A 14,763-nucleotide genomic window follows, 5' to 3' on the forward strand; every position below is an offset into this window, starting at 1 on the left:
AAATACCTCCCCCGGAGGGTCGGGCACCACAAGCTCTTAGCTTTACTTTGGAGACAGGCTTTGTGCCAACCGCATCAAACTGATCGCCTCTGCACGGTAGCCGAAACTGTCCTCGCCCTTGGTTGCCGTCGCCAAACCGATGGCGTCGGCGTAGCCCCAGTCACCTAAGGCGGCGTTCCGGGTCAGTAGTTGCGCGAAGCCAGCGATGGCAGTGGCAAAGCCTGCTTCGGCGTTGGTCTCAGTTGCTTGGGTCGAGATGACTTGTTCCAGCAGCTGGCTTTTCTCACTCCCCGGTTCTTTGTAGCGCAGGCGTAGGAAGGCCAAGTCGCTGGTGTTGCCACCCTCAACCACAGTGCCAAACCGCAACGGGTCGGTAAGGGTCGCGTCCGAGCCGACGGGCGTGACCTCATAGAGAGCCGTCACTGTGTGGCCAGCGCCGATCTCGCCTGCGTCCACGTGGTCATTGTTGAAATCCTCGCGTTTTAGCGCGCGGGTTTCGTAGCCGATGAGGCGGTATTCTGCGACGGTGGCTGGGTTGAACTCGACCTGAATTTTCACGTCTTGGGCGATGGTAAACATGGCCCCTGACAGCTGATCCACCAGCATCTTTTGCGCCTCGGCCAGCGTGTCGATATAGGCGGCTTGCCCGTTGCCGTTTTGGGCCAACGTTTGCATCAGCGCATCGTTTACATTGCCGCGCCCGAAGCCCAAAACAGATAGGTAGGTGCCCGATTTGCGTTGTTGCTCGACGAAGCTTTTTAGCTCTGCATCAGATTGCATTCCGACGTTGAAATCACCGTCAGTGGCCAGTAATACACGGGACACCTCGCCGTCAGTGCTCATCCCTTTGGCCAGCGCATAGGCCGCGCGCAACCCTTCGCCCCCGGCGGTGGAGCCACCGGCAGATAGGCGCAGCAATGCCGCCTCGATCTTGTCGCGCTCGGATGCGGGCGTTGGCTCCAACACGGTTCCGGCTGATCCTGCGTAGGTCACGATTGCTACTTCATCTTCGGGGCGCAGTTGGCCTAGCATCAGGCGAAAGCTTTGTATCAGTAAGGGCAGCTTGTTCTCGGCATTCATCGAGCCGGAGGTGTCGAGCAGGAACACTAAGTTCAGCGGCGGGCGTTCCGTTATTTGCGCACCTTGGATGGCGATGTGCATGAGCTGCGTGTCGGGGTTCCACGGGGTCTGGCTTAGGCTCACGGTTTGGCGGAATGGCACGTCGCCATCCGGCGCGGGGTAGGCATAGGGGAAGTAGTTCACCATCTCCTCGATGCGCACGGATTTGGGGTATGGCATCCGGCCGCGCATCAGGCTGGAGCGCACCCAAGAGTAGCTGGCGGTATCCACGTCGATGGAGAAGGTCGAGACCGGCTCCTCGGAGGCGACTTTCAACGGGTTGGCAGTGGCGTCGGGGAATTGGTCGTGGGATTGGGCCATTTGCGGCTGCGGTAGCCGATCGCGTAGCGGCCCGCTGTTTGAGGCCATGAGGCCACTGGTCGCCGCACGGGAATTAGCGGACTTGGCCGTACGCTTTGGGGCAGTAGCCCCCATATGTTCAATAAGGCCGTCAATGTTTGAAATACCTGAGCTACTGTCATCTGAAGTCGCGTTTTGAGGTATATGCGGAGAAGCCGCTAGATCGATCAAGGGGCTGGCTTCAGGCGCAGCTACTTCGGCCGGGGCAGGCTCTGATATAGCGGGGTTACTTTTTGACATGACTGGTGGTTGAACAACGTGTTCGCTCTCGGTGATTGGGGCGGGTTTTGGGCCCATCAGGGGTGAGGTTAGCACGACACCAACGCCAATAATCACCAGTGAAGAGGCCGCCAACATCATGGGCTTCAAGTTTTGCTTCATAAACATCCGTTTAAATCCTTTCAGAAATTCTGCCCGCTGGGGGCTAATATCTGTAGGACGTGCGACGCTGGCCGTTCCTTGGAAATTTGCAAAACTTTCTTCTGCCATGCGCAAAGAAGCCTCTTTGGCCGCATCATCGGGCACGGGGGCGGCCTCGTGCAGTGCAGCACGCAGTTTGTCTAACTCATCCATATTATTTGGCCTCCCTTTCGGCCATCTCGCGCAGGTGGCGTTTTACTTCGGACATGCGCCACGCGATTGTTCCCTCGGATAGTCCCATGACCTCTGCCGCCTGTGCCTGCGTCAAATCCTCACCCAAAGTCAGGGCCACGGTTTCGCGCAACTCCGCGGGCAAAGCGCGCATCGCATTGGTTAACCAATCTTTAGCCTCAGCCGCTTCGGCATCCTCGGCGGCGCGGCGCATGTAATCTTGCCCCCAACCTGTCCGCGCTTTCGTGCGCCGCTGTGCTTTGCGGGCGCGATCAGTCGCGGCGTTCAATGTCACGCGGTACAGCCATGTGGTGAACTTGGCCTCGCCACGGAACGCGCGCAGCTTGCTCGGTAGGGCCGCGAGGATGTCATGGGTCAGATCCTCGGCATCAGCTTTATGCCCGGTGAGCCGCCATGACAGGCGGAACAACCGATCATAGTGACGGCGGACCAGCAGGCCAAAAGCCTCGCTATCCCCATCACTCGCGGCTTTCGCCAAGGCCTCGTCACTGGTTTTCATACGCATATTGATGGTAGGACGCATGGGCGGCGTCAATCCTTGGAAAGAAATTGAGAAAAATGTCAAAAACTCAACAAGAGCTTGATTTGGAGTATGAAAACGGCGGTTTTATCCCGAATGCACAAAGCTATGCAGATGCTTGGGAGGCGGCGTCTGTACAGTTTCGGGCGCAGCAGGCCGGGGAATATGACGTCTCTTATGGGCCAAACCCGCGTGCGAAATATGATTTGATCCGGCCAGAGAGCATCCCAAAGGGGCTGTTTATCTTTGTGCATGGTGGTTATTGGCTGCAACGCCATAAAGATGACTGGACGTGCTTTGGGGAGGGCGCGCTGAGCGCTGGCTGGGCGATTGCACATCCGGGCTACCCCTTGGCTCCGGAGATGCGGGTCAGCGAAATTACCGCACATATTGCACAGGCGGTGACGGCATTGGCGGCGCAGGTGGACGGTCCGATCGTGTTGGTGGGCCATTCGGCGGGCGGGCATTTGGTGGCGCGTATGGCAATGGCGGGCGTGTTGCCTGAGGGTGTTGCAGAGCGCTTGTCGCATGTGTTGTCGATCTCTCCCGTGTCGGATTTACGGCCCCTTTTAGCGCTGAGCATGAATGAGGTTTTGCGCCTTGATGCGGCTGAGGCGAAGATGGAAAGCCCAGTTCTGGGGCAGCCGCTCGATGTGCCTGTGACGGTGGTGGTCGGGTCGCAAGAACGCCCAGTATTCCTGGATCAGGCGCGATGGCTGGCGCAGGCTTGGGACACACGGCAGATAATTTTATCGGGGCGGCACCACTTTGATGTGATTGACGACTTGCGCAACGTGAACAGCGCGATGATGCGGGCTGCATTGCGTTAAAATGCCAAAATTTCCCTTTTTGCTATAGCGTGGGGCGGGTCCGCCGTGGCAAACTCTTTAAAACGGCTGTTTTAGTCACTATGTAAATAGCAGTAACATTTAAACGAGGGGAATTTATCTATGGCCAATTTCGATGCGCAGGTTCGTGAAAGCCAAGCCCAAGTGGCTGAGGCGCAATCTAAAATTTCCGAGATGACGAGTAAGATTGAATCTGCCCGGGCCAAAATGGCCGCAGGGGACGTGTTGGAATTGGACATTGAGAATGCCTCGCTAGAGGATGTGCACGCGCATACGGCGGCGATGGACGCTAATATTGCCGAGTTGATCATGGGCTTGGACGATGTGACTGCGGGGTTTTCGGAAGATTTTTCGGCGATGCGCGACAAAACGGGTTGGGAAAGTTTCGTTGGCATTTTTTCCTCCGGTAAGTCGGAAAGTATGCGCCAAGAGCGGATGCGCACGGCCTCTATCGACGATAAATTGCAAGACCTGATTGGTAAATCCGACACTATCGTGGTGCTGCTGCAAGGCCAGTTGGGCCTGTTGAATGAGCAAAAAGAAAAGGTCGAGAGCAACCTGACCGCGACGCTGGATGATCGTGAATTTACCGTGGGAGAGCTGGAAGCCCTGCGTGCTGACATTCTGGCGATGGACCCGAAACTGATCACGCTAGAGAATAAAATCAGCGTTGAGCAGGATGCCGCCGCGCGGACCAAGCTAGAGACCAAACTGGCGAGCTTGAACTCGAAATACAACGAGAAGGTGCAGGCCGAGCAGGTCAAACTGGCCAAGTCGCAAACTCTGGAGCGCTATATCGAGCAGGGTAAAACTTGGGTTGATAGCCTGCAAAACCAAGCGGCGACGCAGATGGTGCTGATCAACAAGTTGGAGACGGACACCAAGCAACGTGTTGTCCTATACGATGCGTTAACCAAGTCGTTGAAAACCGCGCAGCAGCAAGATGTGGCGCATAAGATCAACGAAATTGGCGTGAAAACCGACCAAGAGGCGCAATCCGCCATGGCCGGTATCGGTGCCGCGACGAACGCGCGCATGGCCGAGATGATGGAAGCCCACGGCGACCAAATGGTGTTCGCGCGCAAGGTGCTGGAGCAAAAGGCCAAGGCGGACGAGCGGTTCGCGCGGCGCTTTGAGAAGATTGTCGAGAAGCACGACAAGAACTTGTATGGGGCGTAAATGCGCTTTGCGCACCAACAGATACTCGCGTTAAGTCCCGGCCTTCTCCTGATTGCTAAATCAATGGTGGGGCTAGTACTTTCTTCCGATGCAAATGTGCCGTTTGTAGCGGAAGAAATCCATATTGTAATTTTAACTCCACTTCAGATTTTGTTTTATTTTGCTATAATCAGGTATGTTTGTTGGGCATGTTGGGGAACTAAAAGAGGTGAAGTTTTATTGCGACACGTCGGCTTGAGAGGCTCTTCAAAACACTATCGCCCCACGCGCCTCGAACGATGGTGGTTCTATTTAGATGAGAATGGCCAACTAAAATGACAAAAGACCTAAACCTCACCCAAGACCACTCTGGCTTGACCGATGACCTTGCGGCGCGGCGCTATTTTGCCAAGTTTGAGCGGATCACTGGCCATTTGGCCCGTGTGGCCGCCGAGATGGAGGCGGAGCGGACGTTCTCTAAGTCGGACGTTGCGATTATCTCTGCTTATGTGCAGAAGATTGCGTTCACGTTTCGCGCGCTCAGCCACAAGTATCTGCTGACCGGGCGCGACACGGGCGTGTTCTTTGGTTCGCTGTCGATTGATCGTCATGAGAGCGGGTTTCCGGTCTTTGCAGAGCTGATGAAGATGGCCAATGACGCGCAGCAGGCGCGGGCCCATTTGGCCGGAATGCGCAGCGTCGAGGAGCTGAAAGACGAGATGGTGCGCCAGATCGTGGGGGATTTGAGCATCCCCACTAAGCTGCAATATGCCATGTCGCAACGGCTGTATTATGAGCAGCTACAGATGGGGAAATTGTTTTGGGCCAGCAATGATGCGCAGGCGTTGTGGACTGGCAACACGCAGGATCGGCGCAGCTATCTGTTGCATTGGGCGGTCTATGACAGCCAACAAAATGTGCCGACGATCTATATGATGGATGTCGAGGATACGGGCGATGTGGCACTGCCCAAAGACGCGCGGCGCTGGCCTGCGGTGCAGGCGCATTTGGCCGCACAGGGCTCGGCCGGGTTGAAGTTGTTGACCATCGCGCAAGGCTTTGATCGTGACTTTGACGACCTGCACCCCAAGCGGTTGCGGCGCATTCATGTGGGGCCGATGTATTCGTCTGCGTTCACGTTGCAATCAGGCCCGATCCGCGAAGTGTTGGAAGAGGCGCAAGGGGCTGTGGGCGAGGATTGGACCTTGGCATGGACCGTGGAGGATTTGCATTCCGAGCGGGTGGAGCTGGAGAAGAAGGGCTGGTTTGGCTCTGTTGAGCGCGAAATTTTCAAGCTGGATCCCTTTGCCGGGCGCGGGGCGGAGACCGGTACGACAAGTATTGAACGCGCGATTATTTTGCCGCAGCGCCCGTTTCAGGTTTTGGCCGAGAAAAACCCGGCCGGATTTCGCGATGTGCGTAAATTTGTGGTCAGCCCTGCGGGGCGGGTTGTGAGCTACCGATAGGTTTATCCAAAAGTCCGTATTTTTAAGAACAAAGAAAAGAGATTAGTGTGAGCATTTCAGCCGATTTGATGGAACTGAGCGAAGACGACATCCGCAAGCATTATGCAGCGGCGGTGGCGATGCTGGAGGGGGTGGATCACACGCCGCGGATCGCGGTTGCCAAAGAGGCTCCTAGGGCGGAAAAATCTGCGGGGCTTGGCACGCGGCGGAGATTTCGCTCTACCACGCCGGGGCTTGTGACCCGTTCGACTGCGCGCCCTGAGGGTGTGCGTTTGATTGAACGGGTCGAGGGCGTGGGCGAGGATGCGCTGCCCTCTGCCATTCAAGCCACTGTGTTGCAAAACTTGCGCCGCGCGTTGGCGATTGCTTTAGCCACGGGCGAGGCATTTTCTGAGGCTACGGGACTGGCTGAGTTGAAGAAAGAAAACCTAGCGGGTCGCATTGCGGAAGCGCGCCGCGTTGAGTTTGGCGAATTGCTGGCGGCGGAAGCGTTAGCTGGTTTGTTTACATTCGCTAATGCGGTTTCGTTTCTTTTGGGGGTGCAATCTAGCGAGGCGTCAGTTGAGATTGGTGCGGTTGAGGAAATCCTGACCGATAATGTGCAACTGGCCCTGCACGGCGCGCTTTGGGAGTTGGACCAAGACCTGACTTTGTTTGCGGATGGTGACGCTAAATTGGTCGCCACCGTGCTGGCTTATGCCGAGCAGGTGATGGAAAAAGTCGCCTTGCGCGCCCAAAATACCTCTCGTTTACAGGCGTTTAACGCGGCTTCATATCGTGTTGAGGCGGACAATTTGACCATTAATGGCTTCGCCCCGGCCCATGCTGCCAAGGGCACCAAGCTGACGATGACCTTCAAGAAACCCAATGAGGTCGTTGGTAACCATATTGCTAAATACCAGTCGATGAAGCTGTCGAAGATGCTGATGGCCTATGATTTTGAGCGCAAGCTAAACCCGTTTGCGGAGCTTGGCGGTTTCATCTTTACCTTTATGGGCGACGGCAAGCCGGGCACTGGCAAAACCACGCTGATCCAGATGATGGCGGGGTTGGTGTCAGGCTATTGCGAGACGGCGGGTTATCCGTTTCGCTATCAAAACTTGTCCACGGATAATATTGACAGCTATCAGGGTAAATCGGGCCAAAACGCGAAAGCGTTCATTAATAATGTGCTCGACCCGAATGCGATTGGCTTTGGCACAATCGACGACATTGACCAGTTGGCGGGCAAGCGCGGCGACCGTCAATCTAGTGCGGGGCAGTTGGAAATTACCGCTGTTTTGATGGAGAGCTTTGCGGGCGCGAATACCGTTGTGCGTGGCAATTGTACGTTCGGGATGTTCTCCAACTACCCCGAGAATGTCGATGATGCATTGCGCCAACGCGCGGGCGCGCGCTTTTTGGTGGACGGGCCCATTACGCAGGATGACTACATCGACATCTTGCATTTGTTGATGGGCAAAAACCATGACATCCCGCTGGGTGATCACGAAGCATTTGCGGCCCAAGAGATCAAAAAGGCTGTTGCAGCCTCGTTTGAAGGCCATGGCAGGCCGCATGAGGACGGGTTGATCAAGGTCTTTGACCGCGTGTCATCGGAGATTGGGGAGTTGGATACAATCGCCAAAATGGGGGCCTATCTGAAAGGCATCCAAGAGGCGGATGACCGCTTTACTGGGCGTGCCATCAAGAACATCACTGACGCGGTAAAAGTGCGCGCTATGGACTTTGAGCTGCCGGATGAGTGGATGGAAGAGCCGGATTTATTTCTGTTCAAAACCTATGACGAGAAGAAGGGCATGATCGAGGAGCTGCGCCAGCCGATCACCGTGGACATGGTTCTGCAAGAGATCAACCGCTACGCGGATAGTGAGTTCCGCTATGCCGATAAGTCCGATGAGGTGGCGATTGAAAATATGGTACGTGATTTTGGGCGTTCTGAAGAGGCCAAACGGCGATATTTGGAGGGGAAGGGGTGACGCGCGTGAGCGGCATTTCTACAGTTAAAGGCACATGCCTATGATGCGTCTCATCGAAAAAGGGCTGATGTTTGGCAACCTGTTCCATGTGCAGGGCCAAGCCATGGCGGACCGCTATAATCGTGCGCTTAAGCATCTGACGGGCAAGACCACCAAGCTGACCGACTTTCACGTTGATATTTCGGGCTATGCGCCGGAGGTGGGCGAGGAGTTGGGGGATCATCTTTATCTCAACCCTAATGGCTGTAACCGTCAGTTTATTCTACTCTCGACCGAGCAAAAGACCGCGCCTTTGCTGGAGGCAAAGTTCTCTACGTCGCGTGGTATTTTGCGCCAGTTCATCATCTCCAACGAGGCGCAGCTTTTTGCGCTGACGGCGCGTGATGCGGTGGCGGGGGAGTTGGTGAACTCGATCTATAGTGTCGATAAGGCAGCGCATTTATTCGATATCCGCAAGATCAAAATCGAGGCGGACACGACATCTGGTGTGGTTGCCGATGCGGGCAAACTGGACGCGATGATCACAGAGTTTCGCGCCCGAGATGACGCTTGGTGGGACGATGTGTTGATCGCGGATATGATCACGCTGGCGCATAAAACCGGTGATGTGACGCGCGCTCCGGTCAAGCTGGGCTTTGCGGAATATGAGCAGGGCAACTTCTGGACTGCGCATTTTGGCGGGTTATATGCCTTCCGAGATGTCGAGAAGCCGGGGGTTATTTCGGTCTCGGATGATGACTTGGGGAAGCTACCTGTAGGCAAGGGCGGCGCAGCTATCCAATTATCGCAGCGCACCAAAATTGCCAAATTTCTGGACGCTAATGATTTGGTCGAGCCGATTGTGAAAGCGCGTGGCGTCAATGCCGTAGCGATTTTACGCCAGAAGCTGGATTTTATTATTGTAGATGTTGGTGCGACTATGGGCGCTGACTTGACCGATTTGCGCCGCGCAGATTTGCGGGCTTTGGCGCGGCAATATAGCGATCTGCTGCCGCCGGAATTCCATACCCTTAGCAAACTGTTGCGTTGGGCCGAGGGCGGCGGTGCGTGGCCGCGTATTGCCTCGACGAACCCGGCTTATTTTTACACATTGCGCGCCAAATCCCATGCGGATCGCGACTTGGTGAATATGCTGCTGTCTGAGTTGTCGATGCTGGACGTGCGCCAACTGTTCATTTGCCACAAGGAACTGTTCTACAGCCGTTACCGCGATTGGCCGGAGCAAAAGAAAGCCTTTGTGGCGGATTTCCTCGCAAGGGAGTATCAGGTGGACAAGGTGGGTGCGCGCGAGGCCTTGTTTGGCAGCGGCGACGCGCCTATGGAGGAGCCGCCCCAATCAAGGTCGCGCGATATTGTTGACGTGGTTGGCCCATGGGGTGCAGTGAGGAGAACGCGATGATTTTCGGACTAATCCGACTTGGGGCAATGGCATTCGTCGTTATGCTTGTGGTCTATTTCGTGCTGTCGGCATGGTCACGCTCGGTCCGCCGGGGCAAATTGGGCGCGGAATGGGACGAGGATGTGCACACGGGTGATCGTGATGCCTTTATCGAAGATGGCCTTGCCGAGTACGATCACTCCTTACGTCGCAAACTGATTTTTGGGGTCTTTATCGTTCCCTATCTGGTGATCGGCGTGCTGGTTTATGTGGTAAATTTCCAATGAAGGAGCCTCGCTGATGCGTTGGGTCAAATACACAATCGTTTTGCTTTTCTGGCTGCTGGTGGGATCATTCTTCCACTACACATTGCCACAACGAGACATCGTAAGGATCGTTGAAACAGAGGTGCGCCGCGTTGATTTCGGCGAAAATTCAATCTTCTGGGCTAGTGCGGATAGTGGGCAAGATACAACCGGGGTGAACCGCGATGTGCGGTTTATCAATGCGGTTTTGTATGAAAGCGGTCGGGTGATGGTTTACCGCAACGAGGATACAGGCTGGGGCTGGCCCCCATATTTCAAACTGGATTCGTCCAATTTGCAAACTGAAGCCGCCGATCTGGTGTCTAAGAAAGATGACCCGCAATGGGTTGTGATTACGCATTACGGTTGGCGCAATGAGTTTTGGTCGATCTTCCCCAACTCGGTAAGCGTGCGGGCCACTGATACGCCGGACAAGACGTTGATCCCCTATTTTAATATCCTGATCTTGATCATTTTGGCGGGGTTGTGTCTTGGCCTGTTTCGGATGAGCCAGTGGTTTAAGCGATCCAAGATTGACCCGATAACTGAAAGTGTAGGCGAGACTTGGGATGCGGTGGACGACTATACCGACGAGACCCGTGCGGGCTTTCGGGGATGGCTGGATAGCTGGAAAAGCAAGCCGCGCAAGTAGGCTGACTGGCACCTTCCAAGTGCAGGAGGGGAAATGCAGAGAGTTTCTCCCATTTAGGGGGATCCCAAAGTTGGTTTACCCTGCTCTGGTAATTGCAGGCAAAACGCCGCGATGGAGTTAAGGGGACAGGTAATGAACAAGTATATCGCGGAATGTTTCGGGACATTCGTTTTGGTGTTTTTCGGGGTCGGCTCTGCCGTTCTTGCGGGAGGCGACATCGGGTTTACCGGCATTAGTTTTGCCTTTGGTATTTCGGTCATTGCTATGGCCTACTCGATTGGTCAGATTTCTGGCGCACATTTGAACCCAGCCGTATCCATGGGCGCATTGGTTGCAGGGCGTATCAACGCCAAAGATTTTGTGGCTTACAGTGTGTCACAAACTATAGGTGCAATCATCGCGGCGGCTGTTGTCTATATCATCGCGACCGGAAAACTTGCTGGCTATGATGTGGCGGCGAGTGGTCTTGGCCAAAATGGCTGGGGCGAAGGTTATGGCGGTGGCTTTAGCATGACTGCGGCCTTCATCTTCGAGGTCGTCGCAACGGCTGTTTTCTTGGTTGTTATTCTTGGCGTGACAGCCGAGAGCGGCAATGGCGCGATGGCTGGTTTGGTCATCGGCTTGACGCTGGTGATGATCCACCTTGTGGGGATTCCAGTTACGGGCACATCCGTGAACCCTGCGCGCTCGATCGGGCCGGCATTGTTTGCGGGCCCGGTGGCCTTGTCACAATTGTGGTTGTTTATCGTGGCCCCGCTTATTGGCGGTGCGTTGGGCGGCTTTTTGCATAAAGCCCGCATTACTTCGCCGTAAAAACAGCATAATAACAGGTAATTACGCCCCGGCTGAAACATGCCGGGGCGTTTCTTTTTTGGGCCTATTCTCCGTAGGGTATCCAGATGTTTTTCACTTCGGTCGCGGCCTCTAGCATGGAGCGTGCGGAGCCGGGGGCCGTCGCGCTCAGGGTGCGTTTTAAGTTGCTGGCGGAGGCGCTTTCAATCGCGGATGCGTGGGCTTGATCCGAGAAGTTCCAGACCGCGTCAATGTCCATATGAGCGCCCATGTGGGGTGCCAGCTCTTTATGGTCGCCGGTGAGCAGGTTAACGACCCCGTTTGGCATGTCGGAGGTCTCCAAGACTTGGATGAAATCGGCAGCCGCCAGTGGGAATACCTCGCTCGCTGACACAATGATCCGATTGCCCATGGCGAGTGCAGGGGCGATGGCCTCGACCAGTCCGGCCAGTGGCCTTTGATCGCAAAGGGCTGCGATTACGCCAACGGGCTCCTTCATAGCCAAGGCAACGCCACGGATGGGGACGCCGTGAACCTGCCCGTCGAATTTATCGGCCCAAGCGGCGTAGGTGAATAGGGTTTGGATTGTGCTCTCAACCTCGTCGCGACCCTGATTTCCGGTCATACGCTTGATGCGGTCGGCAAATTCTGCGCCGCGGGTGGAGAGGTTCTCCGCCATGTAGTACAGAATTTGCGCGCGCAAGTGGCCGGTGGTGCGACCCCAAGATTTGGCGCTTTGGGCTGCTTCGACTGCGTTACGCAGGTCTTTGCGGTTGGCGAGGCTGACCTCCCCCAAGGCGTCTCCTTTGGGGCCATAAACCATGCGGGTGTAACCGCCATCGGGGCGCGATTGCTTGCCTCCGATGTAGAGCTTGGCAGTGCGATCAATCGGGTCGGACAACCCGCTGGTTCCAGTAAATGCGGTGACAGGTTTGGCGGGTTTTGGCACGGTCTTGGGCTTGGTATAGCTTGCCAAGCCTTCCCAACCGCCCTCGCGTCCGAAACCACTTTCGCGCACTCCGCCAAAGCCTGCGGCGGCATCCATTAGGTTGGTGGAATTTATCCAGACAATGCCTGCGACCAGTTTCGGGGCAACATCTAACGCCAAATTTATGTTTTCAGTCCAGACGGTTGCGGCCAACCCGTAGCGCGTGTTGTTGGCCATCGAGACGGCCTCGGCTGGGGTGCGGAACGTGGTGGAGACCAATACAGGCCCGAAGATTTCTTCCTGCATTAGGCGCGAAGATGTCGTCAGGCCAGTGATCAGGGTCGGTGGGTAATAGCAGCCTTCGGGTGCGGGTGTTTGGTAGGTTTCACCTTCGGTATTTGTGGCGACCATATCCGCAATAGTTGCGCGTTGAATGGGGTCTACGATGGCGCCCACGTCAATGCATTTGTCAAGCGGGTTGCCGATGCGCAGCCCGTCCATGCGGGATTTTAACTTGCGGTAGAAGGTGTTAGCGATGCCCTCTTGAACCAAGAGGCGCGAGCCAGCGCAGCAAACCTGTCCTTGGTTGAACCAGATGGCGTCCACCAAACCCTCAACGGCGCTGTCGATATCTGCGTCGTCAAAAACGATGTAGGGGGATTTTCCGCCTAACTCTAGTGACAGTGCTTTGCCGGAGCCAGCAGTGGTTTTGCGGATGATGCGACCAACCTCGGTAGAGCCGGTGAAGGCCAGCTTGTCGACGTCCGCGTTGGTGATCATTTCCCCCACCGCGCCGTCGCCTGTGACGATATTTACGACACCTTTTGGCAGCCCGATTTGGGTGCAGATTTCCGCGAATAAACACGCGGTTAGGCTTGTGTATTCCGCCGGCTTCAGCACCACGGTGTTGCCCATCGCCAGTGCTGGTGCGATTTTCCAAGCCAACATCAGCAGAGGAAAATTCCATGGAATAATCTGACCGCAAACACCAAGGGGTTGGCGGTCTGGCAGCTCGTCTTCCATCAGTTGGGCGAAGCCTGCGTGGTGGTAGAAATGACGTTGAGCCAGGGGGATGTCGATATCGCGGGACTCGCGGATTGGTTTGCCATTATCCAGCGTCTCCAGCACCGCAAACAGGCGGGAATGTTTTTGCAATGCACGCGCCAAAGAATAGAGGTATTTCGCACGGGTGAGGCCTGATTTAGACCATGATTTCTGTGCCTTGCGCGCCGCAGTGACGGCGGCGTCTACATCGGATTGACTGGCTTGGGACAGCGAGGCGAGCACCTCTCCGGTGGCCGGGTTTTTTGAGGTGAAATCTTCGGTGGGGGCGGTGAACTTGCCGTCGATAAAATGGCCGAACTGGCGGTTCTTGGCGTTGAGCCACGCCATTACCTCGGTGGTGCTCTCGGGGGCGGGGCCGTAGTCCATGGATTCGAGGATATCTTTGACGGTCATGGCGTGGTCCTTGGTTTTGTACGCAGGGTACATGGCGTACAGAATTGTTTCTCAAAGGTACAAATCGGGCGCATCTGATCAGCCCATCGGGTGGCGGTAGGAGGCAGAATAGGCACCAGTGACGTGGTGTTCTAACTGGCGCTCGATGTCATTTAACAGCGAGGATGCGCCGAAGCGGAACAGGTCGGGTTGTAGCCAGCGGTGGCCTAATTCGTCCTTCATCAAGGCAAGGTAGGTGATCGCATCCTTGGCTTTGGAAATGCCACCCGCAGGCTTGTAGCCAACGTGAAAACCGGTGGCGTCATAGTAGTCGCGGATGGCGCGGATCATCACGAGGCTGACGGGAAGTGTGGCATTTACGCTTTCCTTACCCGTCGATGTTTTAATGAAATCAGCCCCAGCCATCATGCAAATCAAGGAGGCCCGCGAAACATTTCTTAAGGACCCCAACTCGCCGGTGGCGAGGATGGCTTTGACATGGGCGTCGCCGCACGCCGCCCGAAAGGCTTTCATCTCGTCATAGAGAGCCTGCCAGTTTTGAGTGAGAACATGACGGCGCGAGATGACAATGTCGATTTCGCGCGCGCCTGCTTTGACGCTTTCCTCGATCTCGGCCACGCGCAGGTGGAAGGGAGACAGGCCTGCGGGAAAGCCAGTGGAGACAGCCGCGACAGGAATGCCGCTGCCTTGCAGGGCGTCAACGGCGGCCTCAATCATGTCGTGGTAAACGCAGATAGCCCCGGTCTGGATGCCGCTTACACCAAGCGCGGTTTGGATGTTTTCCGTGATGGGCTGGCGGGCTTTGGCGCAAAGGCGCTGGACGCGGCCCGTGGTGTCATCCCCCGACAAGGTGGTCAGGTCGATGCAGGTCACGGCCTTGAGCAGCCACGCGGCTTGATAGTCTTTCTTGACAGAGCGGCGGCCGGGAAGTGCGGCTGCGCGGCGCTCGATCGCGGAGGTATTGGCCTGCACTTTCGCGACCCAGTCAAGATCCAGCGCCATGCCTGCGTTGCGGGGCAGGTGCACTTGGGGCAGCTGCGTTTGGGGGTGGTTGGGCGCCACGGTTTTGGGTGTGGTCGCCAGAATATTGGAGGGAGTGCTCAAGATGCGCATCCTTTGATGTGATGAAGCAAGAAATGTGACATGGGCGGGCGGGTGTTGCAAGCATGCGTGCGACTTCCCAAGCGT

At 56.0% G+C, this 14,763-nt stretch carries 12 protein-coding genes; 8 read left to right on the top strand and 4 right to left on the bottom strand.

Annotation, left to right across the window (positions count from 1 at the left end):
* Positions 1–42: 42 nt before the first annotated feature.
* Positions 43–2,052, bottom strand: coding sequence for a vWA domain-containing protein (locus AC3Y7R_RS12035; protein WP_490042294.1), 2,010 nt, complete (start codon positions 2,050–2,052; stop codon positions 43–45).
* 1 nt (position 2,053) lies between these two features.
* Positions 2,054–2,590 (bottom strand): RNA polymerase sigma factor, encoded by a 537-nt coding sequence (locus tag AC3Y7R_RS12040; RefSeq protein ID WP_490042804.1) that lies wholly within the window; start codon positions 2,588–2,590, stop codon positions 2,054–2,056.
* A gap of 59 nt (positions 2,591–2,649) precedes the next feature.
* Between AC3Y7R_RS12040 and AC3Y7R_RS12045 the strand changes: the two genes are divergently transcribed.
* From AC3Y7R_RS12045 to aqpZ, 8 genes are all read left to right on the top strand, one after another.
* Positions 2,650–3,441: an alpha/beta hydrolase gene (locus AC3Y7R_RS12045; protein ID WP_490042295.1), complete on the top strand. Its 792-nt coding sequence runs from the start codon at positions 2,650–2,652 to the stop codon at positions 3,439–3,441.
* 120 nt (positions 3,442–3,561) lie between these two features.
* Positions 3,562–4,638 (top strand): hypothetical protein, encoded by a 1,077-nt coding sequence (locus AC3Y7R_RS12050; RefSeq protein ID WP_490042296.1) that lies wholly within the window; start codon positions 3,562–3,564, stop codon positions 4,636–4,638.
* Positions 4,639–4,952: 314 nt separating this feature from the next.
* Positions 4,953–6,083 (top strand): hypothetical protein, encoded by a 1,131-nt coding sequence (locus AC3Y7R_RS12055; protein ID WP_490042297.1) that lies wholly within the window; start codon positions 4,953–4,955, stop codon positions 6,081–6,083.
* A 47-nt stretch (positions 6,084–6,130) separates the two neighbouring features.
* Positions 6,131–8,062: an ATP-binding protein gene (locus tag AC3Y7R_RS12060; protein ID WP_490042298.1), complete on the top strand. Its 1,932-nt coding sequence runs from the start codon at positions 6,131–6,133 to the stop codon at positions 8,060–8,062.
* A 40-nt stretch (positions 8,063–8,102) separates the two neighbouring features.
* A complete protein-coding gene (locus AC3Y7R_RS12065; protein ID WP_490042299.1) occupies positions 8,103–9,461 on the top strand; it encodes a DUF6638 family protein in 1,359 nt (452 codons plus the stop codon).
* Positions 9,458–9,727 (top strand): hypothetical protein, encoded by a 270-nt coding sequence (locus AC3Y7R_RS12070; RefSeq protein WP_490042300.1) that lies wholly within the window; start codon positions 9,458–9,460, stop codon positions 9,725–9,727. Before AC3Y7R_RS12065 ends, AC3Y7R_RS12070 begins: the two co-directional genes overlap by 4 nt.
* A 13-nt stretch (positions 9,728–9,740) precedes the next feature.
* Positions 9,741–10,397, top strand: a complete 657-nt coding sequence (locus AC3Y7R_RS12075) for a DUF1523 family protein (RefSeq protein WP_490042301.1) — start codon at positions 9,741–9,743, stop codon at positions 10,395–10,397.
* Positions 10,398–10,529: 132 nt separating this feature from the next.
* A complete protein-coding gene (aqpZ, locus tag AC3Y7R_RS12080) occupies positions 10,530–11,210 on the top strand; it encodes an aquaporin Z (protein WP_490042302.1) in 681 nt (226 codons plus the stop codon).
* A 64-nt stretch (positions 11,211–11,274) separates the two neighbouring features.
* On the opposite strand, the gene AC3Y7R_RS12085 is transcribed toward aqpZ, so the two are convergent.
* Together AC3Y7R_RS12085 and deoC are read right to left on the bottom strand one after the other, a co-directional pair.
* Entirely contained in the window at positions 11,275–13,575 is a 2,301-nt protein-coding gene (locus AC3Y7R_RS12085) for an aldehyde dehydrogenase family protein (RefSeq protein WP_490042303.1), read from the bottom strand.
* 78 nt (positions 13,576–13,653) lie between these two features.
* Positions 13,654–14,688 (bottom strand): deoxyribose-phosphate aldolase, encoded by a 1,035-nt coding sequence (gene deoC / locus AC3Y7R_RS12090; protein WP_490042805.1) that lies wholly within the window; start codon positions 14,686–14,688, stop codon positions 13,654–13,656.
* Positions 14,689–14,763 lie beyond the last annotated feature (75 nt).

It is taken from the genome of Litoreibacter sp. (genome assembly GCF_058136045.1).

Bases quoted from the DNA above. Each gene is read 5' to 3' on its own strand.
- AC3Y7R_RS12035 (WP_490042294.1), bottom strand. From the start codon at position 2,052: ATGGATGAGTTAGACAAACTGCGTGCTGCACTGCACGAGGCCGCCCCC.
- AC3Y7R_RS12040 (WP_490042804.1), bottom strand. From the start codon at position 2,590: ATGAAAACCAGTGACGAGGCCTTGGCGAAAGCCGCGAGTGATGGGGAT.
- AC3Y7R_RS12045 (WP_490042295.1), top strand. From the start codon at position 2,650: ATGTCAAAAACTCAACAAGAGCTTGATTTGGAGTATGAAAACGGCGGT.
- AC3Y7R_RS12050 (WP_490042296.1), top strand. From the start codon at position 3,562: ATGGCCAATTTCGATGCGCAGGTTCGTGAAAGCCAAGCCCAAGTGGCT.
- AC3Y7R_RS12055 (WP_490042297.1), top strand. From the start codon at position 4,953: ATGACAAAAGACCTAAACCTCACCCAAGACCACTCTGGCTTGACCGAT.
- AC3Y7R_RS12065 (WP_490042299.1), top strand. From the start codon at position 8,103: ATGATGCGTCTCATCGAAAAAGGGCTGATGTTTGGCAACCTGTTCCAT.
- AC3Y7R_RS12070 (WP_490042300.1), top strand. From the start codon at position 9,458: ATGATTTTCGGACTAATCCGACTTGGGGCAATGGCATTCGTCGTTATG.
- AC3Y7R_RS12075 (WP_490042301.1), top strand. From the start codon at position 9,741: ATGCGTTGGGTCAAATACACAATCGTTTTGCTTTTCTGGCTGCTGGTG.
- aqpZ (WP_490042302.1), top strand. From the start codon at position 10,530: ATGAACAAGTATATCGCGGAATGTTTCGGGACATTCGTTTTGGTGTTT.
- AC3Y7R_RS12085 (WP_490042303.1), bottom strand. From the start codon at position 13,575: ATGACCGTCAAAGATATCCTCGAATCCATGGACTACGGCCCCGCCCCC.
- deoC (WP_490042805.1), bottom strand. From the start codon at position 14,688: ATGCGCATCTTGAGCACTCCCTCCAATATTCTGGCGACCACACCCAAA.